Source organism: Nocardia amamiensis, assembly GCF_015477605.1.
Lineage (GTDB): Bacteria > Actinomycetota > Actinomycetes > Mycobacteriales > Mycobacteriaceae > Nocardia > Nocardia amamiensis_A.
This window is the reverse complement of the sequence record NZ_JADLQX010000018.1, coordinates 53,931-78,174: the sequence shown is the minus strand read 5'-3', so window position 1 is coordinate 78,174 and position 24,244 is coordinate 53,931. Positions and strand designations below refer to the sequence as shown.

Below are 24,244 nucleotides of genomic sequence, written 5' to 3'. Positions count from 1 at the left end.
AACGGGTCTCGAAAATGGCGGCAACACCTATCTTTCGGTCGCCGCCGGTACTAAAATTCGATTGCATGAGCGCGGCCTCCGAAAAAACTCTGGTCATGATTCCGACATACAACGAGCGTCGCAACGTCGGGCCGTTGCTTGCTCAGATCCTGGAACAGGGCATGGATTTCGATGTCCTGTTCGTCGACGACAACTCCCCCGACGGCACCGGTGACCTGCTCGATGAGCTGGCACGACAGCACGCGCCCCGAATCCACGTGCTGCACAGGGCCGGTCGCCAAGGCGTCGGTTCCGCGCATCAGGCCGGTATCCGCTGGGCCTATGCGCAGGGGTACCGGCACATCATCACGATGGACTCCGATTTCGCGCATCCGCCGTCGTATCTTCCGGCATTGCGCGCCGCCGCCGACGGTTTCGACATCGTCGTCGGCTCGCGATATCTGAAAGAGGACAGCCTGGCCGACTGGACTCCCTTCCGCAAGGTCCTCACCCGGGTCGGGCATTTTCTCACCGTGACATTGCTGCGGATGCCCTACGATGCCACCGGCGCGTTCCGATACTACCGTCTGGACGCTGTTCCGGTAGCTGCTTTCGATAAGGTCCGCTCGACCGGTTACTCGTTCTTCTTCGAAAGCCTCTACATCCTCAACGCCAACGGTTTCCGGATCGAGCAGGTGCCCATTCACGTACTCAACCGCACCGCGGGCGCGTCGAAGATGCGCACCCGCGACGTGGCGACCAGCGTGCGTTTCCTGTTGGTGCTGTGCGCGGAGAAGTACTTGCGGCCCAGCCGTCATCGCATCAGCTCGCTCGTGCACCGGTGACCCTTCCGGCCAGCCAGTCGATCACCGCCGCCGCCTCCGGCCAATCGGAGCCGGTGGCGGTGACCGGGAACTGGTCGTCGACATAGTCTTTGGCGAACTCCGAGCGCGAGCCCACCGCGTCGCGGACCTCGGCCAGCGTCACGGAGGTGCGCGCACCCACCTCGCGCAGGCCGGTGTCGCCGAGATGCTCGGCGATCCAGCCCGCGCACCAGTCCACCGGCGCGAAGCTCTGCCGCGATCGGCCACTGGCGAACACCGGGCGGTCGGCGGCCATGTCGGCGAGCACGCCCTTGCGGTAGTCGCCGCCGTACATCGGTCCCAGCCGGACGACGAAAGTGTCCGCACCGGAACACAATTGCTCGGCCTCGGCGCGATGGCGCCCGTAGACGGTGTCCAGTTGGGTGCGCGCGGAAATGCTGCTGATCTGCACGAACCGGTCCCAGCGCCACTGCTCGCGCAGCAGGCGCGTCTTGTCCACCGTCTCCGCGTGGTCGGCGTCCGGATTGTGCTCGGCCCAGAACCGTTTCGACGGGCAGGCGGCATTGATCAGCACGTCGTAGCGGCCGGCGGTGCGGTGGCGTTCGTGGTCGGCGCGCACCACCGGCACCACCTCCCACTCGGTCCGCTTGCCGAGCGCCTCCACCAGCGCGGCGCCGACATAGCCCGCGGCGCCGACCACCGCCACGCGCAGCCCGCTCATGCCGCGCCCTTTCCGGGATGCCTCCGCGAGCCACCGCTCATGGCTTGTTGCCTTCCAAGGTGTGCGGCAGCGGCGCTACCTGGACGATCGGCGGGTCGCAGTCGTCCCACGGCTTGGTCAGCATCGCGATGAAGGTCAGCGGCGTGATCGAGTAGACCGTGTGCATCACCCCGATCGGGGTGCGCGTGCAGATGCCCTTGGACACGTGGATGAACTCCTCCGGGCAGTTCGGATCCTCGTGGTCGTCCTTGGTCACCAGCACGCCGTTGCCTTCGACGAACAGCAGGTACTCGACGAAGTGCGGGTGGTAGTGCAAGCCGCGCACCTTGCCCGGGTGCATGTAGATCAGGTTGAACTCCAGCAAGGGCTCCGGGGGAACCCACGTGAAGATGCCGCCGCGCCCATCGCGGACGGTGTCGAGATTGCACGACGGGGTGAGAACTTCGACCTTCATTACTGCATCCCTTCATCAAGCGGGTACTACGTCGGGGCGAACAGCGGTGAGCTTGTTCGCGAGAGAGCCGAGCAACGCCTCGCGATGCTCGACGAGGAAGAAGTGACCGCCGGGCAGCAGCTCGGTGGAGCGCAACCCAGGCAGGACGTCGCGCCAGGCCTCGAGCTGGGTGGTCGCCACCTGGCGGTCGTCGCGACCGCCGAAGAGGTGGGCCGGGCACGACGGTGCGGCGGCGGGGGTGAATCGGTAGTCGTCGAAGATCTCGAAGTCGCTGCGCAGCGCGGGCAGGAACAGCGCCATCACCTCGGGTGTGTCGCGCACCTCCGGCGGAATGCCGCCGTAATGGCCGACCGCGGCGATGAATTCGTGATCGGGAAGACCCGACAGGCGCCCCGGCCGGGGCAGATGTGGCGCCGCCACGCCGCCCAGAAACAGCGCCCGCGGTTCGACCCCGGCGGGCAGCCCGCGCGCGACCTCGTAGGCGGTCAGTGCGCCGAGGCTGTGGCCGAAGAAGGCGAACGGCAGATCGGTCAGCGGAAGGACCTGCGCCAGGGAGGCGTCGACCAGATCGGTGAAGCGGCGGATCGGCGTCTGCGCCAGATGCCGTTGCCGGGCGGGCAGCTCGATGACGCACAACTCGACCCAGTCGGGCAGCTGGCGCCGCCACGGGGTGTAGGCGGCGGCCTTGCCGCCGGCGAACGGCCAGCAGAACAACCGCAGCTTCGGCGTGCCCGCGGTCCGGCGGTGGACGGTCAGCGCACCCGTCTCGCGTGCGGGCGGCATCGCGGCCGGTTCGGCTGTCGCTCGCGCCGGTTCTGTGGCCGTCTGCGTGATCGTTGCCGAAATTGCTGAAGCGGCACGGCTTTTCGATTGGTCATTCGGGCTGCCGGCCTCGATCGGAAGAGCACGCAGATCGCCCACCGTCGCGATCCGGGTCACCGGCGCGCCCAGCGTCGCGAAGAACTTCGACAGCGGCGCCGACGGACCGATCTCGTACCGGTGGGTGCGGGAGCGCAGCAGCGCGCGCATATTGTCGGTCCAGCGCACCGGCGCGGAGATCTGACGGACCAGATGCTCGGCAAGCGTCTCGGGCCGGTGGAACTCTCCGGTGTAGTTCGAGGTCACCGCGACCGCGCGGGCGGCGCGTGTGCGGGGCGCGCAGGCGGCCAGATGCTCGGCGAACTCCGCCTCGATCCCTCGCATCCACCGGGAATGGAACGGCGCGCTCACCCGCAGCGGGACGAATCGCAGGTCCGGAAGACGCTCGGCGAGCACCGCGCGGGCGGCGGCGACGGCATCGCTTGCACCACTGATGACGAGCTGATCGGTCGAATTGTCGTTGGCCACTTCCGCGCCCGCCGCGGCCACCAGCTCGGCCGCCGCGGAGTCGGCGATGTCCGGCAGGATCAGCGCGGCCATCGCGCCCTCGCCCTCCGGTACCGCGCGCTGCATGAGCGCCCCGCGGGTACGCACCAGCCGCGCCCCGTCGGCGAGCTCGAAGACGCCCGCCGCGACGAGCGCGGCGTACTCACCGAGACTGTGCCCACCGAAGGCGACCGGCCGCACACCGTATTCGGCCGCCAGCACCCGGTAGGCCGCGACCTCCATGGTCAGCACGCACGGCTGGGTGTACTCCGTGCGGTGCAGCCGCGGATCCCGCTCGACGCAGATCCGCAGCAGGTCCTCACCCACCGCGTCACTGGCTTCGGCGAATGTCTCTCGCGCGAGCGGGAATTCGGCACAGAAGTCCGCGCCCATCCCGGTCCGCTGGGCGCCCTGTCCCGGGAAGACGATGGTGCAGTCGGTCAGGCCAGGCTGCGGCAGTGCGGCACCGCCCTTTCCGAACGGCTCGGTGCTCATCGCAGCACCTCCGCGGTCGACTCGGCGGTGCGTGGTGCGGGGAGGTAGCCGATCTCGGCGCAGTGCGCCAGGTAGACCCGCACCAGTTCCTCCGTCGGCGGGCAGTCGATGCCCGCCGCGCCCAGGACCCGCCGGGTGTAGGCGCAGTCGGCGTAGGAGCTCTCCTCGTAGTGGATCGTGCCGAACAGCTCGATGCCGTACTTGAACATCTCCAGGGTCTGGCTGTCGTAGACCTCGTCGGTGCCGAGCCGGTAGATCTGCCGGTCGGTGGCCCTGCGGTGGAATTCCTCCAGCGGCACCAGACTCACCTCATAACCGGCGCGCTGCACGTAGCGGACCACGTCGTAGTAGCGGCGGATGTCCGGGTTGGTCAGGTGGTAGGTCTCCCGGTAGGTGGGCCTGCGCAAGGCGATGTGCACCATCGCGGCGCTGACGTAGTCGACCGGGCTGATGTCCCAGTGCACCGGCGTCAGCATCGTCTCGCCGGCCTCGATCATCGTCTTGAGGATGTCGTAGTACGCGCCTTTGACGCTGACCTCGGAGAACGGGTACCGGCCGGTGCGGCTGTCGCCCATGATGTTGCCGGGCCGCACGATGTCCCAGAGCAGTCCCTGCTCGCTGGCCGCGCGGATCAGCTTCTCGGACTCGTACTTCGTCTGCTGATAGGGCAGGTGGTCGTAGCCCTGACCCAGTTCCAGGTCGCGTTCGGTGAACGGCGGGTTGTTGAAGTTGAGCCGATCGCCCAGCGCGCTGAAGCTGGACACGTACACCAGGTACTTGCCGCGCGAGCGCAGCGCGAATTCGACCGCGCGCCGGGTGCCTTCGACGTTGATCGGGGCGAGGGCGTCGTAGAAGGTGACCAGCGTGGTACGGCCCGCGGCGTGGATGGTCAGGTCGACCTCGTCGGCGAGGCGCCGCCAGGTCACCTCGTCCAGACCGAGGCGTTCGCTGGAGACGTCGCCGAGCACCGTCGTCACCCGGTCCGCGAACGCCTTGTCGAGGGTGCCGTCCGGATCGTAAGTGCCGAGGAAGTGCTTGATCCGGCGTTCGGCTGCGTCCACGGTTTTGCCGCGCACCAGACAGGTCACCCGCACGTCGGTGTCCGAGAGCAGGTCGTGCAGCAGTTTGCCGCCCAGCACCCCGGTCACGCCGGTGATGAAGACCGAGCGCACCGGAATCGGGGCGTCCATGGTCACGGGCGGGATGTGCTGCTGTGTTTCGGCGGCCGCCGCGGTCTCGGTGGCACGCGGCGCGTCGGCGTGCGTCCCTCCGGTGATGATGCCTTCGGCCACCAGGTATTCCGACAGCGACGCGATAGTCGGATAAAGCTCGGTCGATTCCGCCGGAATCTTCACGTCGTAGTGCTTCATCAGGCGGTTGAGCATCCGGACGGTGGCCACGGAGTCGAATCCGAAGTCGGCGAACTCCGCGTCGAGGTCGAGTTCTGCGGGGTCGGTCTTGGTGAGATCGGCGAAGATGTCGCGGATCTGTTCGCTGAGCTGGTCACGCAGCGCGGTGTCGAAGCCGTCGCCCGCCAGCTCGGCGTTCCCGGGACGCACAGCGGTGGTCCCGCTCGATGCGACGATCTCAGCCGGTTCGGCATGCCGGTTCGGCGAGGTGACCCCGGCCGGTTCAGTGATCCCAGTAGCCGGTTCGGTGATCGTGCTCGGCGTAGTGGCTGTATCGGGTGCGAGGAGTTCCGGGGTGGTCGGATCGGCACGCAGGATCTCTTGGGCCGCAGCGCCATTCGTGGAGTGGCCGTTGCGTCGCCAGCTGTCGGCCGGGTCGTTCTCGTGCGCGACCACCGTCTTCGCGACCAGCTGTGGGGCAGCCGGATGGCTGCGCCGGCGGTAGTCCTCGGGCACGATCCAGTACCTGCGCCGCGCGAACGGGTAGCCGGGCAGGCTCACGATCCGGCCGAACGGCCGCTCGTAGCTCTGTTCCCAATCCACCGTCCATCCGCCCGCCCACAGCTCGGCGACACGGGGCAGATTCCCGGAGCGCAGCAGGGCGCGGACCTCCGTGCGGTCGGCGTCCGATTCGCCGGGCAGCTCGTCGAGCTCACGGTGGGTGCGGGCCACGCCGCGGAAGATCAGCATGCCTTCGGCCGGCGTGGGCGTGTCCGAAGCCGCCGCGCCGTAGAGCAGTTCCACGAGTTCCGCCGTGGAGGCGGCCACCACCGCGAGCCGATGCTGGAACGCGGTGCGGCCGACGGCAAGCGTCCACGCCACGTCCGGCAGCGGGACCGGGTGCTCGTGCAGCCTCCGGGCCACGCGGGTGGCCAGCTCGGTCAGCCGATCGGCGTCGCGGGCCGAGAGCACGACGAGCCTGGGCTGCCCGTCCTCGGGAGTCGATGCGATCGGGTCGGCGTCGGCCAGGATGACGTGGGCGTTCGAGCCACCCGCGCCGAACGAGCTGACGGCGGTGATTCTGGGCTGCCCGTCCTCGGGGCGCGGCCAGGCCGTGGGCTGGTCGATGATCCGGAACGGTGTGGCCGCGAAGTCGATCCCCGGGTTCGGCGGATCGCTGTGCAGGTTCGGCGCCATGGTGTCGTGCCGCAATTGCAGCAGCGCTTTCACCACGCCCGCGGCACCCGCGGCGGCCTCCAGATGCCCGACACTGGATTTCGCCGAACCGATGCCACAGTAACCTCGCTCGGTCGTGGAGCGGCGATAGGCCTTGCTCAGCGCCGCGATCTCGATGGGATCGCCCAGCGCGGTGCCGGTACCGTGCGCCTCCACGTAGCCGATGTCGCCCGCGTCGACGCGTGCGGTGGTCAGCGCCCGGCCGATCAGGTCGGCTTGAGCCGCGGGATTGGGCACGGTGAAGCCGTTGGTGCGTCCGCCGTGGTTGATCGCGCTACCCCGGATGACGCCGTAGACGCGGTCGCCGTCGGCGCGCGCATGCCGCAATGGCTTGAGCACCAGGGTCACCACGCCCTCGCCCGGCACATAGCCGTCGCCACCCGCGCCGAACGACCGGCAGCGTCCATCGGTGGAGGCCCACCGGCCATAGCCGAGCAGCAGGTACTTCCCGGGATGGATCGACACGTTGACCCCGCCCGCCAGCGCGTATGCCGACTCGCCGCGGCGCAGACTCTCACACGCCAAGTGCAGCGCGGTCAGCGATGCCGAGCACGCCGTATCCACCGCCAGGCTGGGACCGCTGAACCCGAAGTGATACGAAACCCGGTTCGCCACCGCGAAATACCCGGAAATCGGCACGCCGACGAACGCCTGGTACTCGGCATAGCCCACCCCGGCGAACACTCCGGCATCGAGCAGACCGCGGGACGCGGCGCTGGCCCGCACGCGATCCGGCGTGTAACCCGCATCTTCCAATGCCGCCCAGGACGTCTCGAGGAACAAGCGCTGCTGTGGGTCCATTTCCTCGGCATCCTTGGGCGTGATGCCGAAGAAGCGGGCGTCGAACTTGTCGACGTCGTCGATGAACCCGCCCCAGCGTGCGTAGGTGGTGCCCGGCTCGTCCGGATCGTCGGAGAGGTACTCGCGGTGGTCCCATCGCTGCGGCGGAACCTCGACGATGCAGTCCCGCCCCGCGACCAGGTTTGCCCAGAACTCCTCGATATCACCCGCCATGGGGAACCGACCTGCCATGCCGATGACGGCGATGTCGTCGTCGGAATCGTCGCCGATGGGTCGTTGGGCGGGCGCGCTCGCCGAAGCTGCCGGGCCGGTCGCCATCGTCTGCGCTGGCACCGGTGCGCGGTGCGACGCCTCGATTGCCGGATCGGCGGGCGCTGCGTGGGCCACGGTCGGTGCGGTGTGTGCCACGTCCACGTGCACTGAGCCGGCCATGACATGCGCTGATGCCGCTGCGCTGCCGAACGCCGCCCCGGATGCGAGTCCGGAGGCCAGTGCGGCCACCCGTGGCGCGTGCTCGTCGGCGAGATAGCCCGCGAGGTCGCGGATGGTCTGGTATTCGAAGAAGAGGGTGCTCGGCAGCGGGCCGAAGTCGGTTTCCAGCCGGTCGTTCATCTTGCTGATCAGCACCGAGTCGATGCCATAGTCCTGCAACGGGATACGGGTCCGGATACGATCCGGGGCCAGTCGGCAGTACTCGGCGAGCAGACCCTTCAGATAGGTCTCCGCGGTACGCCACAACGGCGCGGTGGATGCGGCCTCCGTGTGTGCCTGCACCGGCAAGGGCGGTGCGGACCCGGCGTCTGCCGGCGTGACGACACCGGCGACAACGCGGGCCGCGAGTGTTGATCGGTCCGAGACATCCTCGGGAACGGCTGCACCCTGACTAGGTGTAGGAGGCGCAGACACAGCCTCCGGCGTGGAGACAGTCGGCGCGGCGGCGGTATCGGACACTGCGAATCCCTCGGCTGCCGCGACTGTTCGGGACGCTGCGGCTACATCCGCCCCGGAAGCCCCTGGCGGGAGGCCGGTTGCATGCGTGGACGAAGCCGCACCGGCCTCCTCCGGTACCCAGCACCGTTCCCGGTCGAACTCGTAGCCGGGCAGATGAATACGACGCGCCGCCGGGTCGGTCCAGCCCGCGTACTCGACGTGGCCGCCCTCGACCCACTGCTGCGCCGCCGCCACCGGATCACCCAGCACCGTCGCACCGACTCGGTCCGTCACGACGTCGGTCACGCCAGTGAAAACGCCTGCGGGGCGGTCGCCTTCGGCGAACGCGGCGAGCCGGGCTGCGATGGCGTCCAAGGAGTCCGCGACGATCGCGAGCCGGTGCTCGAATCCGCTGCGCCCGTGTGCCAGCGTCCGCGCGATGTCCGCGGGCACCAGGTCCGGATTCGCGGCCAGATGCCTGCGCAGTGTCCGCGCCATCCGGGTCAGGCTCGTCGCGCTGCGTGCGGACAGCACGATCAGCTGTGGACCGCCGGGCACGTGCGGACGGGTGGCGTCGGCGATCGGCGCGGCGTCGACCACCACGTGCGCATTGGTGCCGCTGAAACCGAAGGAACTGATCGCGGCGCGGCGCGGCCCGCTCCACTCACGCAGCGCGGTGTTGACGAAGAACGGTGACTGGTCCAGGCCGAGCAGCGGGTTCACCGAGGCGACGTGCAGCGAGGGCGGCACCTGTCCGGCGCGCATGGCCAGCAGCACCTTGAACAGGCTCGCCATCCCGGCCGCGTGCGAGGCGTGCCCGATATTCGACTTCACCGAGCCCACCGGGATGGCGGCGACCGCGTCGGTGTAATGGCGGAAGGCCGCGGTGAGCGCTTCGATCTCGATCGGGTCGCCCAATCGTGTTCCGGTCCCGTGTGTTTCGACATAACCGATGGTGGCCGGGTCGATTCCGCCGTCGCGGTAGACCGCGAGCTCCAGTTCGGTCTGCGAGCGCACGCTCGGCGCGGTGATGCCGTTGGTGCGGCCGTCGTGGTTCACTCCGATGCCGCGGATCACGCCGTGGATCGGGTCGCCGTCGCGTTCGGCGGCGGCCAGCGGCTTGAGCACCACCACCCCGGCGCCCTCGGCGATGACGAAACCGTCGGCGTCGGCGCCGAAGCTCGCGCACCGCCCCCGCGGGGACAGCATGCCCATCGAGGAGGCCAGCAGGTGGTATTCGGGTGTCACGAAGACCGCGACGCCACCGGCGAGCGCGAGCTCGGATTCGCCTGAGGCGACGCTGCGGCAGGCTTGGTGCAGCGCGACCAGCGCCGAGGAGCACGCGGTGTCCAGCCCGAGGCACGGACCGGTGAGATCCAGATGGTAGGCCACTCGCGCGGGCAGGATGGCGGGGCTGTTGCCGGTGAACATGTGATGCGAGCCGACCGCTGCGCGGTTGCGCAGCAGGGTCGCGTAGTCCGACCCGGGCGACCCGGCGAACACGCCGCACCGCTTGCGCCGCAACGACTTCGGGTCGATGGCGGCGTCCTCCAGCGCGAGCCAGCTGTGTTCGAGGAATAATCGCTGCTGCGGGTCCATGTAGTCGGCCTCGGCAGGCACCAGGTCGAAGAACGCCGGATCGAACTGGTCGACGCCGTCGAGGAACCCGCCCCACTTGGAGTAAGTCTTGCCCGGCGTCGCCGGGCCCGGCCGGAAGTAGTCGGCGACCGGCCAGCGAGAAGCCGGCACCTCGGTCACGGAGTCGTGTCCGGCGGCGAGATTGCGCCAGAACTCGGCGAGATTCGCCGCGCCCGGGAACTCGCCGGACATGCCGATGATGGCAATGTCCATGGATGCTGACCTTTCGCTGGGCCCCTCGGTCGGCGCGCTGTATGCGGATGGCGCGCCGACGGTCTTGGGGCTGGATGCCGATGGGCGCGCCGCCGAGGACATTCGGCTGGGGGCACTGTCGGTCGGTTGAGTCGTCGGTGTGCTGGTCGCCGTCGCGCCGTCTTCGGCCATACGCCTGCTGAGCAGCCGCACGGAGGGGTGGTCGAACACCACTGTCGGCCGCAGCGCCAGCCCGTAGCGGGCGTTGACGCGGTCGATGATCTTCACCGCGAGGATCGAATCGACGCCGTATTCCGACAGCGGCAATTCGGCGCGCACCTCGGAGTGCGCCACGCCGAGTCCATCGGCGACCAGTCCGATGAGCTCGGCCTCGAGCGCCGAGACAGCGGCGGCCGATGCGGGGGCGGTCGCCGTCCGCGCGGGTTCCGAGACGATGCGTTCCACCGCCGGCACCGAGTCTTCAGCGAACTGCTCGGATGCGCCGACGTCGGTCTGCGTCGATTCCAGGCCGATTCGTTCGGCTTCCCGCGCCGGGATGTGGGCGATCTGGGTGGATGAGCTGACCGCGGAGGCTCGCGCGGGTTCCGGGACCACGCCGATGCGTTGGGCGCCCAGTGCCGAGTTCCCGACGGTCTGCGTCGATGCGCCGGTTGCGGCGGCTTGTGCCATCTGCGGGACGGCGCCGGTGTGTTGGGATCCCCGCGCTGGGGTGTGGGCAGCCCACGTGGATGCGCCGGTCGCAGCCGTTTGCGCCGGTTCCGGGGCGACATCGGTCCCGGACCGACCATCAGCGGGCGCGGCGGCGCTGACGGCGGCCAGCAGCCGGAAGCTCGGTTCCGGGTCTTCGGACAGGCCGGGACCCCATGCTCGGATTCCGGAGAATCCCGCAGCGCTCAGGGCGGCGCGCCACTGTTGTTCGGACAGCAACGGGGAGTGCGGGATTCGCGCTGCGGGATCGCGGTAGGCGTGCCAGCCCTCCAGCAGCCCGAAGGTCAATGCGAGCACCTCCAGATCGGTGGTCGCCTCGGTGAATGCCAGTACGCCGCCTGGTGCCAGCAGCCGCCGCGCGTTTCGCAGCGTCGAGTCGATCGAGCGCGTGGCGTGCAGGACGTTGGCGCAGACCACCAGGTCGGCGTCGTACGCCGGAAATCCTTGCGCGACCGGATCGGTCTCGATGTCCAGCACGGCGAAACGCAGGTTCGGGTACGTGCCGAAGGTGCGTCGTCCGTGCGCGACGAAACTGTGCGAGACGTCGGTGTAGTGGTACTCGTAGGCGATCCCGCGGTCGGCCAGTGCGGCGAGCACCGCATGCGTGGAACCGCCTGTGCCCGCGCCGATCTCGACAACCCGCAAGGGACGCGCGGTGCCGCGCTGCTGCGCGAGGGCCGACACCAACTCGGCGAGCAGGCCGTTGGTGAAATCGTAGGCGGCGTTGCCGCGATAGACCGCGCCGACCAGCCCCAGGTCGCCGCCGGGGAACAACACCTCGGTGGCGGACAGCTCCCCGCGCAGCACGCGGGGATACGCGGCCAGACAGGCATCGAGCAGGGCCACGTACGCCTCGGTTTCCGGGAAGCGTGCGAGCAGGTCGGCGCGCATGCCGCTGGTGCCGGGAGGCGGGCCGGGCACGACGATGCTGCCCTGCTGCGACCGGACGAGCCCGTGCCGCAGCAGGATGTCCAGACAGCTGGTGCGCAACCGAGCGAACTCGGGCCGCACGCCCAGTGCCGCGTCCATCGACTCGGCGGTCCACTCCCCTGGTGTGAGACCCATCCCGGCGAGCGTGGCGAACAGCAGCATCGCCGCGTAGCGGCCGAGCTCGGGCTTGCCGGGCTCCACGATGCCCGCGGGCCCGGTAGCCGCCTCGAACTGCGCCACCGCGGAGTCGAAACCGGAGCGCGGCGGCGTGATGATCCAGTAGTCGGTGCGGTCGAAGGGATAGCCCGGCAACGGGATTCGTCTCTCCGGGCCGCCGCGGTCACGCCAATCGATGTCGGCGCCCGCGACCCACTGGCGAGCCAGGTCCTGATCGCTCGCCGGCGGGCCGAACAGCGGACGGGTCTGCGCGTCCACTGTGCCGGTCACCACCGGACCGAGCTGATCGGTGCGGAATTGGTCGAGCGCGTCGGCCACCGCGGAAGGCGAGGACGCGACCACCGCCAGCCGGTGCGCGAGCGCGGGCCTGCCCACCTGTAATGTGCGCACCGCGTCGGCGAAATCGTCGGGGTCGAGAGTACGGAAGTGCTGCGCCATGATCTCGGCGTAGCGGCGCAGCTGGGCCGCTGTGCGTGCCGACAGCACGAAGATCTCCGACCCACCCGGCACCCTGGACCGAGCTCGGTCGTCGACGAATTCGGCAAGTACCACATGGGCATTGGCGCCGCCCGCACCGAACGCGCTGACACCGGCATGCCGCGGCATGGTGACGCCGTCGACCGTGCGCCGCGGCCAGTCCTCCAGCTCGCGCGGCAGATGGAACGGCACCGAGTTGAACGCGATGGCCGGATTGACCTGGGCCGCATGCAGGGTCGGCGCGATCCGTCCGTGCCGCATCTGCAGGAGCACGCGGGTCAGCCCCGCGACGCCCGCGGCCGCTTCCAGGTGGCCGATGTTCGACTTGGTCGAGCCGAGCGCGCGAGAGCGACCGGTTCCATCGGATCGGCCGAACGTCGCGGCCAGACCGGCGATTTCGATCGGATCGCCGAGCGGCGTTCCGGTGCCGTGCGCCTCCAGGTAGTCGACCGCCGCCGGATCGACTCCCGCCGCACGCAGCGCCTCGGTGATCACCTCGGCCTGCGCGCCGGGGTGCGGCACGCTGTACCCGGAAGTCTGGCCGCCGTGATTGACGGCGCTGCCCAGGATCAGACCGTGGATGGTGTCACCGTCGGCGCGAGCGGCGGCCAGCGGCTTCAAATACAGCGCGCCGACGCCTTCGCCCGGGACGTAGCCGTCGGCGCTCGCGGCGAACGGCCTGCACCGGCCGCTGTCCGACATCATGCCCAGACTGCTCAGCAGCAGGAACTTGTCCTCGTGCAGCAGCAGATTCACGCCGCCGACGATGGCGGCGTCGCATTCGCCGTCCAGCATGCTGCGCCGCGCCAGGTGCAGGGCGGTCAGCGATGCCGAGCAGGCGGTGTCCACGGTGAGACTCGGTCCGCCCAGGCCGAGGGTGTAGGAGGTGCGGTTGGCGATGGACGACGGAATCGAGGCGACGGCGACCGGATCGCCGTCGCGGGTTGCCTCCACCCCCAGCAGTCGGTAGTCGCTCCAGGTGGCGCCGACGAATACACCGACGCGCCGATCCCGCACCGTGGGGTCGGTGTGGTGGTAGCCCGCATGCTCCAGCGCGGCATACGCCTGTTGCAGGAACAACCGTTCCTGCGGATCCAGCAGTGGCGCCTGCACGGGGGGAATGCGGAAGAACTGGGGGTCGAAACCGCCTACCTCGCGCAGGAAACCGCCGGTCATCGGCGGTGCGCCGGGGGTGTCTCGGGCTGCGGTCAACCACCAGCGTTCAGCGGGAACAGGGCCGACGGCGTCGTGGCCGTCGCGCAGATTGCGCCAGAACTCGTCGAGGTCGTCGGCGTGCGGATAGCGTCCGCTGATCCCCACGATCGCGATTGGCTCCCCGACGCCTGTCGGCCTCGCCGGGGCAGGGCGCTCGCTGGCGGCCACCGACTCGACGGAGGTGCTCGCCGGCGAGGCAGCCGGACGAAGCCGGGCGCGCACGACTTCGGGGTCTCCCCAGACCGCGGCCAGCTGGGCGCGGTCCAGCGCGGCGCACGACAGCAGCAGGTCCAGTCCGGTCGCGGTGGGCAGCAGTCCGATCCCGGCCCGCCGCAGCGCGGCGATCTGCTCTGCGGGCGGATGCATGCCGCCGTCGGCCCACAGCGGCCAGTTGACGCTGACCGTCCTGGTTCCGGCCTGGTCACGCTGTTCGGCGAAGACGTCGAGATAGCGGTTGGCCGCCGCGTAGTCCGCCTGCCCCGGATTGCCGATCACCGCGGAGATCGAGGAGAACAAGACCGTCAGCCGGGCTTCCGGCAGCGCACGGGTCAGGTGGCGCACGCCGTGCACCTTCGGCGCCAGAACCGAAACCGCTTCGTCGCGGCCGGTGCCGGACACCAGCCCGTCGCGCAGCTGTCCCGCACCGTGGTAGAGCACATCGACCGGCCCGAACGTGGCGTGTGCGATGGCGGCGACGCGCTCGGCGTCCTCGGCGATCGACACGTCGGCGCGCACATGCACCGCTTCGGCGCCGAGGTCGTTGAGTTCGGCGAGCAGATCAGCGGCTGCGGCGTCGAGCGGGCGACGCGATACGAGCACCAGACGGGCGCCGTAGTCGGTCGCGAGACGGCGCGCCAGATGCCGGGCGATGCCGCCGAATCCGCCGGTCACCACGACCACCGATCCCGTCCGCAGCACCCTGTCCCCGGCGGCGCCCGTGGGGTCCGTACGCAAGCGCGGCAGCCGGATCTCGCGTCGGCCAGCGCGATAGCGGATCTCGGCGGCCGGGTGGCGTTCCTCCACGCCCAGTTCGGCGGCCACGATGTCATCGATCGCCGCCTCCGGCTCGCATTGCACAGCGCGCAGGATCGGCTGGGGCTGCTCCAGCCGCAGCGTGCGGGCGAAACCACCCAGAAGGGCGCAGCTCAGCTCACCTGCGGGCGTCGCGCGCGTGACAGCGAGCACCAGCCGTACCGGCGGTTCGGATACCCCGGCTGTCGCACGCACGAGATCACGCAGAGGCAAGTACACGCGCTCGATCAAGTCCCGCGAGTCATCGTCGCCGATCGAATCGGGCCACAGATACAGGGTGGCGTCGAAGCGCAGCCCGCGGGCCATCAGCTGCTCGACCAGCAGGCCCATATGCCGTGGGTCTGCCGGATTGACAACGAAATCACTTGCGGCGGAGAAGAACTCGTCACCAGGCCGGACCCTGACCACGGCGGCGGCCCCGGCGTGACGGTAGGGGTGGTCGGTCGTGTCGAAGACCAGCAGGCTGGTCGCTTCGCGGCGAGAGCGTGCGATGGTGTCGGGTTCCCAGTCGAAACCAAAGGTGACCAGCTCGTCCCCGGCCGCTGCCGTGGGGTCGACAGTTCTCGACGATGCGAAGGGCGGTTCCGCTATCGGCGCGGTCGGGTGGGGCGCCGAACGGAATTCGGTTGAGCCCGCCTTCGGGGCGCCTGCTTGCGGCGCCGAACCAATTTCAGTCGATGCGGCTGTCGGTGTGGCCGCTTGCTGCACGGCGGCCCTCGCCCCTGCGGTCGCGGGGCCGGGGTCGGTCGATCTGATCGGCGGGGTAACCGCTTGCGGCGCCGAACCCAGTCCGGTTGACCCTGTCGTCGGTGTGGGTGCATACGGCGCGGGACCAGGGTCGGATGATCCTGCCGCCGGGATAACCGCCTGCGGAGTCGTTCCCAGTTCGTTTGATCCCGTCGGCGTGGATGCATATGGCGCGGGACCGGGGTCGGTTGATCCGGTCGCCGGGGCTGCCACTTGCGGCGCTGAACCGAGCTCCGTTGACTGCGTGGCGAACTCAGCCGTGCTCGCACCTGGGCCGGGTTGGGATGCGGTCGTTGCCGGGACTGCCGTGGCGGCGTCGGCTCGGTACTTCGCGCCGACTGTCTCGGCAAGGTGACCGGCGAGCGCGTCGATGGTCTGGTATTCGAACAGCAGTGTCGGATACAGCGGTTCGCCGACCCGTCCTTCCAGTTCGGCGGTCAGCCGCAGCAGGCGCCCGGAATCCAGGCCGAGTTCGTAGAACCCCACGTCGGTGGCGATACCGGACGCATCGGCACCCAGTTCGACGGCGACCAGGGCAGCCAGGTCGGCGGAGATCAGTGCCTGTGGGTCGTCCGCCGACGCGGCCGGTGCCGGGCTGGTGGCCGGCGGACCATACTGCGCGGCGGGTGCCGGGCTGGTGGCCGGCGGACCATACTGCGCGGCGGGTGCCGGGCCGGTAGCCGCCGGATCGTATTGCGCGGCTGCCGCTCTGGCGCGCACGGCATCGTGTGATACCGGCGGCGCGGTCCCCTCCGCCGGTGTGAGCAACCGTTGGATGTCCGCGCTGCCGCGCACACGCTTCGACGTCAGCCGATAGCGAACCACCGGCGAGCCGTCCGGGGCGTAGAGCGCCACGTCGGCTTCGAGCAGGTCTCCGCCGTGCCCGCCGCGGACCGAAGCCCGCACGAAGACCTCCTCCGGCGTGGCCCGCCAGGCGTGCACGTCGCCGAAGTAGATCGGGATGAACGCGCTGTCGTCGTCGGCACCCAACCGTTGCGGATCGACGAACGGAACGATCGTCGAGGCGTCCAGGAACGTGGGATGCAGCAGGAAGCCGGGCAGGTGCGCGGCCGCCTCGGGGCCCAGCCCCATCGTCGCGGTGACGATGTCGCCGCTGCGCGTGAAATGGCCGGTGGCCCGCATGAAATCGCGATGCTCGATGCCGCGGCTACCGCTCTGCGCGTACATCTCGGCCATGCCGCGCACCTGCGTCGACCCGGCCGCGGTATCCGACGCCGGCGGCTCGTCTGGCGTATCTGACTGCACCAGAACGCATTCCGCGACAGGATCGACCGGTCCGTACGGCGCGCCCGCGTGGTCTAGTCGCTGAACGTCGATGGCGATGCGCCCGGTCGGGCGGTCCACCCGAAACGCGATGCGCACCGCGCCGTCCTCGGCGAGCGCGACCGGACGCTGGAACAGCGCCTCCCGGATGGTCAGGTCGGCGGGCTGATAACCGGCCGCCATCGCCGCGCGCAGGATCATGTCGAGATACACCACGCCGGGCAGGATCCGCACGCCGTGCACGCGATGGTCGCGCACCACCGGGTCATCGGCGTGCAGGGTGGTGGCGAAGCTGTCCAGATCGATCCCCCTCATCGCAGCGGCTCCACGCGCAGGAACGACGGCGCCGGGGCGCTCGGCGTCATCGGGACCACGAACCGTGGCTCGGGCACCGTGGGTGTGCTCGGAACCGTTTTCGGCAGCATGAAGCTCCTCTTGCGGAAGACAGGTGGATCCAGGGGACGACGTGTCGGCCGATGCCCATCGGGCGCCTGCTCGACGACGAGGTGAGCGTTGGTGCCGCCGAACCCGAACGAGCTGACGCCCGCGGCGCGGGGCCTGCCGTCGGCGGGCCGCCACGGGCGCAGCTCCCGAATGACCTGCAGCGGTGAACCGGCGAACTGGAAGCGCGGATTGAGGTTGTCGCAATGCAGCGACGGCGGCAGCGCCGCATGGTGCACGGCCAGGATCGTCTTGACGGCCCCGGCGATGCCCGCGGCCGAAAGCAAATGGCCGATATTGGTTTTCACGCTGCCGACCGCGCACGGCTCCAGGCGCCCCGACCGGTCGCCCAGCACGGTGGCCAGCCCCTTCAATTCGATGGGGTCGCCGATCATGGTGCCGGTGCCGTGCGCCTCCAGGTAGGACAGCGCGTCCGGCGACATCCCCGCCACCTCGAGCGCCGCGGTGACCACCTCGATCTGCGCCCGCATATTGGGTGTCGTGATGCCCATGGTGTGCCCGTCGTTGCCGATGGCCGAGCCGCGCAGCACCGCGTAGACGCGATCACCGTCGGCGAGCGCGTCGTCGAGCCGCTTGAGCACCAGCAGCGCCGCACCCTCGCCCGGCACGAAACCGTCGGCGTCCTCGGAGAACGTCGCGCACCTGCCGTTCGGCGAGAGCACACCCGCCGCCGAGAGCGTCACGAACGGCATCTCGTCGAGCAGCACCTCCACGCCGCCGGCCAGCGCGGCGTCAACCTCGCCCGCGCGCAGCGCCTGGCAGGCCAGGTGCACCGACAGCAGCGAGGACGAGCACGCGCTGTCGAGCACGACATTGCCCGCGTGCCAGTCGAAGTAGTCGGAGATCCGGGCCGCGATGAAGTTCTGGCCGATGCCGATGATGGTGTGCCGGTCGGCGACCGGAATCCGGTTGAAGTAGTTGGCCGCGCGGCTGCCCGCGTAGACGCCGACCCGTTTGCCCGCCAACTCCTCACGGCGGTATCCGGCGTCAGCGGTGGCCAGCACCGACGTCTCGAGCAGCAACCGCTGCAGCGGATCCATCTGCCATGCTTGTTCGTCGCTGACCCTGAAGTACTGCGGGTCGAACAGATCCACGCCGTCGACGAACCCGCCCCACTTGCTGTTGGTGAACCCGGGACCGCCGGTTGGACGATAGAACCGCGCGGGATCCCAGCGCGCCGGATCCACTTCTCGGATGCCGGATCGGCCCTCGGCGAGCATGCGCCAGAAGGAGCCTGGATCGTCGCCGCCCGGCAGGCGGCAGCCGATGCCGACCACGGCGATGGGTTCGGCGGCCTGGCCCCGCCGGGCATCGGCGGACCAGGTGTTCGTCGCCCCGCGCGGCGCAACCGGATCGTCCCCTGGCGTGGTTGCGTCGCTCGTCGGCTGCAGGGTATCCGGTTGCGGCGCAGCGGCGAAACGTTGCGGGAACTGCTCGGTCAGCAGCCCCGCCAGCGCGTCCAAGGTCGGGAATTCCAGCACCAGTGCCGGGTCGAAAGGCTGACCGACGACCTGCTCGATCCGGCGCACGGCCGAGGCGATGAGCACTGAGTCCGCGCCGTACTCCTCGAACCGCTTGTCACCCTCGAACCGCGCCGGTGCGAGCTTCAACTCGTCGGCGAAGATCCGCAGCAGTTCCTGATACGCCTGCCCGGAGCCGTTCGGCGACGGTTGGGCAGCAGCTGTCGGCGACGCGGGCCGGACCTCGACGGCCGACTGGCTCGCTCTCGTCGAAAGATGCAGCGCCGCACCGTGATACGGCAGCACCACCGGAGTTTCCGGCAGCCCCAGCACGGCGTCGAGCAGGTCGAATCCTTCTGCGGCGGTCAGGGCTGGAAGGCCGGTGGCCCGGTAGGCCGCGCTCGTTACCTCACCGAATCCAGTGTCGCGGAAGGACGGCCAGTTGATCGACCGGAACCAGGTCCGTCCCGCGGCGTGCTGGGCCTCGGCGAACCGGTCCAGGTGCGCGTTCGCCATCGCGTAGTCCGACAGGCCCACCGCGAGAGCGGGCAGCACCGCCGACACCGACGAGAACAACACGAAGAAATCCGGACGGTCGGCGGCGAGTACGTCCGCGAGAACCGCGGTACCCGCCAGCTTGGGAGCGAGCACCGTCGCGACGGCGGGGCCGGTTTTGCGTACGAACGCCGGACTCTCGGGCGACACACTTCCCGCGCAGTGCAGCACGCCGCCGATCGGACCCAGTTCGCGCCGCACCTGGTCGAAGAATCCGGTCAATGCCGCCTCGTCGGCGAGACTGCCGAAGTAGGTCCGCACCGCGACACCGCGATCACGCAGCGCGACCAGCCGCCGCACCTTGTCCGCATCCGAGCCGGACGCACCGGCCACCCGGTCCCATTCCGTTTCTGGCGGAAGTGGTTCCCGGCCGAGGATGGCCAGGCGGCGTGCGCCGCGCTCGACCAGCGCCGCCGCGAACTCCGCACCCAAACCGCGCGTACCGCCGGTCACCACATAGGTGCGCGCGGGATCGACGACGAGACCGTCGCGCGGGATCGCGTCCGCGAATTCCACGGCCTCGCGCACCCCGCCGCGGTACCGCACCCGCGGTGCGCCGTCATCGGCCGCGCATTCCGCGCCGAGGATCTCCAGCAACCGAGCCGGGTCCGCGCACACCGCGTCGCGCTGGGCGACCAGATGGACGCTGCGAGTCCGCACGCCGCGGATCTCGTCGGCGAGCGCGGCGGCCAGGCCACCCAGCGGTGCAGATTCCGGGCCGTCGGTGCCTGGGTCCCCGGCGGTGAGGTGGATCAGCGCGAGGGCACCCGTTCGTGCCTCGATAACGCCCTGGTAGAGGCCCATCCGCCCGAGGTCGCCGGTCGGTCGGCCGCCCGGTGCCGGGGCGAGGTCGCACAGATCGATCACGGAGTCGGTATCGGGATAGCGTGCCATCAACCCTCGGCCGTGCCGTGCGCCCGCGTCGAAGTCGTCGCGGGCCAACCCATCCGGCTGCGCGAGCCGGACCAGGCGTCCCGGATCACCGGTCGCGGCAGTCAGCGCCTCGACCAGCGGGTGCGGGGTCCGTGCGTCGTAGACGACGAGGGTGCGCCGAGAACGCAGATCCCCGGCAGGCAGGAGGAGTTCCCGCCACACCGGAACCAGTAGCCGCCGGTCCGTCCGAGCGAACTGCCGCGCCGATCCAGCGTTCGCGCCGGGCACAGGCCGCTGTATTGCTGGGGACTGCGCGGTGGGAGCAGGTTGTGCCGTAGGAGCAGGCTGTGCCGTGGGCGTGGGCTGCGGCACCGGAGTGGACTGCGCGGTCGGCGTGGGCTCTGGGGTCGGCGTGGCCTGGTGCACTGACGCGGGCTGCCACACCGGCGTGGATTGCCCGGCTTGTGCGGACAGGTGCACCGGTGTGGACTGCACCGGCGTAGTGGCGGCATGCGTGAGCTGCATGGGAGTGGATTCCGCCGTGGATGCGACATCCGGAATCCAGTACCGCTCACGGGCGAACGGATAGGTCGGCGCGGGAATGCGGCGGCGGGGCCCGGGATCGCGCACGGTGGCCCAGTCGATGTCGCCGCCGCCGAGCCAGCGCGCGATCCGCGAATCCTCGGCCGCGTCCCGGCAGTCCCGCGCGCCGGGCGCGTCATCGACCCAGGCGCGAACGGCGGCGCGCAACTGGTCGATGTCACGGGCCACGAACGCGGCGCGAGCACGGCCCGGCTGCCGGCCGACCTGCATGGTGTAGGCCAGATCGGCGAGGTTCGGTTGCTGCCCGGCGAGGAAACGGTCCAGTGCGGCAACGTAATCCACGAGCCGGTCGGAGTCGCGCGCCGACACCGGAACCACCTGTCCGCCGCTGAACCTGGTCTCCGGTCGCCGATCGACGTACTCTTCGATCACCACGTTGGCGTTGGCACCGCCCGCACCGAACGAGCTGACCGTCGCCCGCCGCGGCCGGGACGGATCCCCCGACGGCCACGGCCGCGGGCTGGTCGGGATCCGGAACGGTGTAGCCGCGAAGTCGATATTCGGATTCGGCGGTGTGGCGTGCAGCGACGGCACGATGGTCTCGTGACGCAGTTGCAACAGCACCTTGGTCAAAGCCGCGACACCGGCCGCCGCCTCGAGATGGCCGACGTTGGACTTCACCGAACCGATCGGCAGCTCGGCCACTCCGGCATCACCGAACACCTTGGCAAGACCAGCGATTTCGATGGGATCACCCAAAGCCGTGCCGGTGCCGTGCGCCTCGATGTAGGACACCGAAGCCGGGTCGACGCCGCCGACGCGCAGTGCGGAACGGATCACCGCCGCCTGCACGGCCGGGTTCGGCACCGTGAAGCCGTTCACCCGGCCGCCGTGGTTCACCGCGGTGCCTTTGATGACGCCGTAGATGGTGTCGCCGTCTGCTTCGGCGTCGGCCAGCGGCCGTAGCACCATCGCCCCCACACCCTCACCGGCCACGTATCCGTCCCCGCCCGCGCCGAAGGAACGGCAGCGACCATCGGTGGAGGCGAATTGTCCCTGACTCAGCGCGACGAACTTGTACGGGTGCAGCGACAGGTTGACCCCGCCGACCACAGCCAGGCGGCATTCGCCGGTGCGCAAGCTCTGGCAGGCCAGATGCAAAGCGGTGAGCGACGACGAGCACGCCGTGTCCACCGCGATGCTCGGTCCCTGGAAATCGAGCGCGTGCGACACCCGATTCGGGATGCTCCAGAACGTCGACCCGGGCAGCGTGCCGCGCCCGAGCCGGGACTCCTCGGCGCCGAACATCTGATAGGTGCCCCACATGACGCCGACGAACACGCCGGCTTCCTCGGGCCGCAGACCGCCACGGGCCAGGTCGGCGCGGGTGTGCCCGGCGTCTTCCAATGCCGCCCAGGCGGTTTGCAGGAACAGTCGTTCCTGCGGGTCCAGCACTTCGGCCTCGCGCGGTGAGATGGCGAAGAACAGCGGATCGAAACAGTCGACGTCGTCGAGGAACCCGCCCCACTTGGTGTAGGAGGTGAACGGGTTGTGCCGATCGGGGACGAAGTACCGGGAATGATCCCAGCGTTCCACGGGGATCTCGGTGATGCAGTCACGCCCTTCGACCAGCACCCGCCAGTACTCGTCGAGTCCGTCCGCACCCGGGTAGCGGCCGCTCACACCCACGATCGCGATATCCCCCACCGCATCGGCGCGGTAACCGGAGCTCGAACCGGCCATCGCACCCGGCGCCATCATCGATGAGTCGGCCGATGCTCGTTCGGTGACCACAGGGCGCTGCTGGTTCGTCGGCTCTGGCGTTCGCTGTTCGCTTCCGTCGTTCACAACTCCGCGGTGATCAGCCGCACCGTTCGTCGCGGGCTCGTTCTCGCGGTGATCGGCCCTGCCGTTCGACGCGGGCTCGTTTCCGCGGTGATCGGCCCTGCCGTTCGACGCGGGCTCCTTCCCGCGGTGATCGGGCACGCCGTTCGTTGCGGGGTCGTGCCCGCGATGGTTCAGCCGGTCGTTCGTCGCGCCATAGTGCACCGGTGTGAGCGACCTGTTTGATGTCGCACTCGTCCCATTGCCGAGTGCGTGGTCGGCGCCGGTCGCCGAAGTTGCGGAGCTGTGCACCGCGGGACCGGAAGTCCGCGCCGCCGTGCGCAGAGGCGAATCGCCATGCACCTCGGTCGATGGCGGAGCGGACGTCCGTGTCGTCCCCAGCTGCACCAGCAGATCGAGGACCGCCCGCGGCGTCGGGTACTCGAAGGCGAGCGTCGCGGGCAGCCGATGCCCGCTCGAGCGCGACAGTTCGTCGCGGATCTCCAGGGCCGCGACCGAGTCCAAACCGAGTTCGTGCAGCGGGCGATCGAGATCGGCGTCCGGACCGAGCCCGAGGCAGCGCCGCACCAGTGCCTCCATCTCGAGGGCGCGGCCGTCGACATCGGCGGAAGCCGAGCGGTTTTCAATAGCGGGAACGGGGGATCCAGCTTCCGGCAGCACGTCCGGCGCGTCCGCACCAGCCGCGGACGGCAAGAGCGGAAGCGTGGTGACCGCGCCTGCCGTCGCGGAATCGAAGAGACGAGACAGCGTTTCGAGGGCTTGCTCCGGGCGCAACAGGCCGTAGCCACGCCGCGCCAGCCGATCCACCTCGCCGCTGGTCAACCGCTCCATCATCCCGGTGTCCGCCCACGGACCCCACGCGATCGACAGTGCAGGCGCTCCCAGCGTGCGCCGCAGCTCGGCCAGGCCATCGAGGAAGGCGTTGGCGGCGCCGTAGCTGGATTGACCGGGTAAGCCGACCACGCCCGCGGCCGAGGAGAACAGCAGGAAGAACCGCAACGAGTGGGACGCGGTCAGCTCGTGCAGGTGCCAAGCGCCGAACGTTTTCGGCGCGAGTACGCGCCCGACGCGCGCCGCCGTCTGTTCGGCGATCACCCCGTCATCGAGCACACCGGCCAGATGCGCCACCCCGGCCAGCGGCGGCAAGTCGCGGTCGATCCAATCCAATGTGGCGGCCACGGCGTCACGATCAGCGACGTCGAGCGACCGCACGCTGATCCGAGCTCCGCGTCCGCGCAGTTCGGCGATCATCGCCTCCGCCTGCTCGTCGGGCGCCGAACGTCCCGCGAGCACCAGCTCGCGCCACCCTCGGTCGACCAACCAGCGGGCCACCAGCAGCCCCACGCCGCCCAGACCGCCGGTGATCAGCACCGTCCCTCCAGCGTCCGGCGTCGCCGCGACCCTGGGCAGTGGTTCCAGCGGAACGAGCCGCGGCACACGCCAGCGTTCCCCGCGCAGCGCCAGCTGTCTTGGCCCCGAAGGCGCGACGAGGACGTCGACCACCGCGTCTGCTGCGGCCTGCCGATCCAGATCAATGACGCAACAGCGCATTTCGCGTTGCTCGAGCTGCGCGCTGCGCGCAAAACCCCACAGCGCGGACTGCTCCGGCGCAACCCGATCGGACGGATCGACCCGCTGGCCGTCACGGGTGAGCAGCCACACCGCGGGCTCCCCCGCGAGCGCGGCGGCCTGCACGAGATGCAGTGCGCCCACCACGAGACTTTCCGCATGCGCGGGCGCGGGTGCGTCAGCAGTCGGCAGCGCGACCGCGGAGACGATCCCGCGCAACGGTGTACGGCCGTCGCTCACGGCGCCGAGCAGGGCACGTACCGCCGCGGGCACACCCAGATCGACCTCGAACTCGTCCTCGCCGCGGAATGCGAAACCGCGCCCAGGCCGGGCCAGCACGCACTCCGCGCCGCGCGCCCGCA

At 69.9% G+C, this 24,244-nt stretch carries 6 protein-coding genes (1 of these 6 running past the window's edge); 1 reads left to right on the top strand and 5 read right to left on the bottom strand.

All coding sequences use genetic code 11. The features are described 5' to 3' along the window. The first annotated feature begins 65 nt into the window (after positions 1-65). Positions 66-824 carry a polyprenol monophosphomannose synthase gene (locus IU459_RS23320; protein WP_195131698.1) on the top strand — a complete coding sequence of 253 codons (759 nt, stop codon included), beginning with the start codon at positions 66-68 and terminating at the stop codon, positions 822-824. Here the strand turns inward: IU459_RS23320 and IU459_RS23315 are convergent. The 5 genes in view from IU459_RS23315 to IU459_RS23295 are tightly spaced (at most 37 nt apart) and all read right to left on the bottom strand, a layout consistent with a single transcriptional unit that may run on beyond the window. After that, positions 802-1,524 (bottom strand): hypothetical protein, encoded by a 723-nt coding sequence (locus IU459_RS23315; RefSeq protein WP_228838380.1) that lies wholly within the window; start codon positions 1,522-1,524, stop codon positions 802-804. The genes IU459_RS23320 and IU459_RS23315 overlap by 23 nt on opposite strands. A 37-nt stretch (positions 1,525-1,561) precedes the next feature. Then, entirely contained in the window at positions 1,562-1,978 is a 417-nt protein-coding gene (locus IU459_RS23310) for a cupin domain-containing protein (RefSeq protein WP_195131697.1), read from the bottom strand. Between the two features lie 15 nt (positions 1,979-1,993). Further along, positions 1,994-3,838, bottom strand: coding sequence for a thioesterase domain-containing protein (locus tag IU459_RS23305; RefSeq protein ID WP_195131696.1), 1,845 nt, complete (start codon positions 3,836-3,838; stop codon positions 1,994-1,996). Beyond that, complete coding sequence (locus IU459_RS23300) at positions 3,835-16,890, bottom strand: SDR family NAD(P)-dependent oxidoreductase (RefSeq protein WP_195131695.1); 13,056 nt, start codon at positions 16,888-16,890, stop codon at positions 3,835-3,837. Before IU459_RS23300 ends, IU459_RS23305 begins: the two co-directional genes overlap by 4 nt. Then, positions 16,887-24,244, bottom strand: the end of a protein-coding gene (locus IU459_RS23295; RefSeq protein WP_195131694.1) for a type I polyketide synthase. 14,434 nt of this gene lie beyond the right edge of the window; the window shows 7,358 of its 21,792 coding nt (coding positions 14,435-21,792); the start codon falls outside the window, past its right edge; the stop codon is at positions 16,887-16,889. The genes IU459_RS23300 and IU459_RS23295 overlap by 4 nt, the downstream gene beginning before the upstream one ends.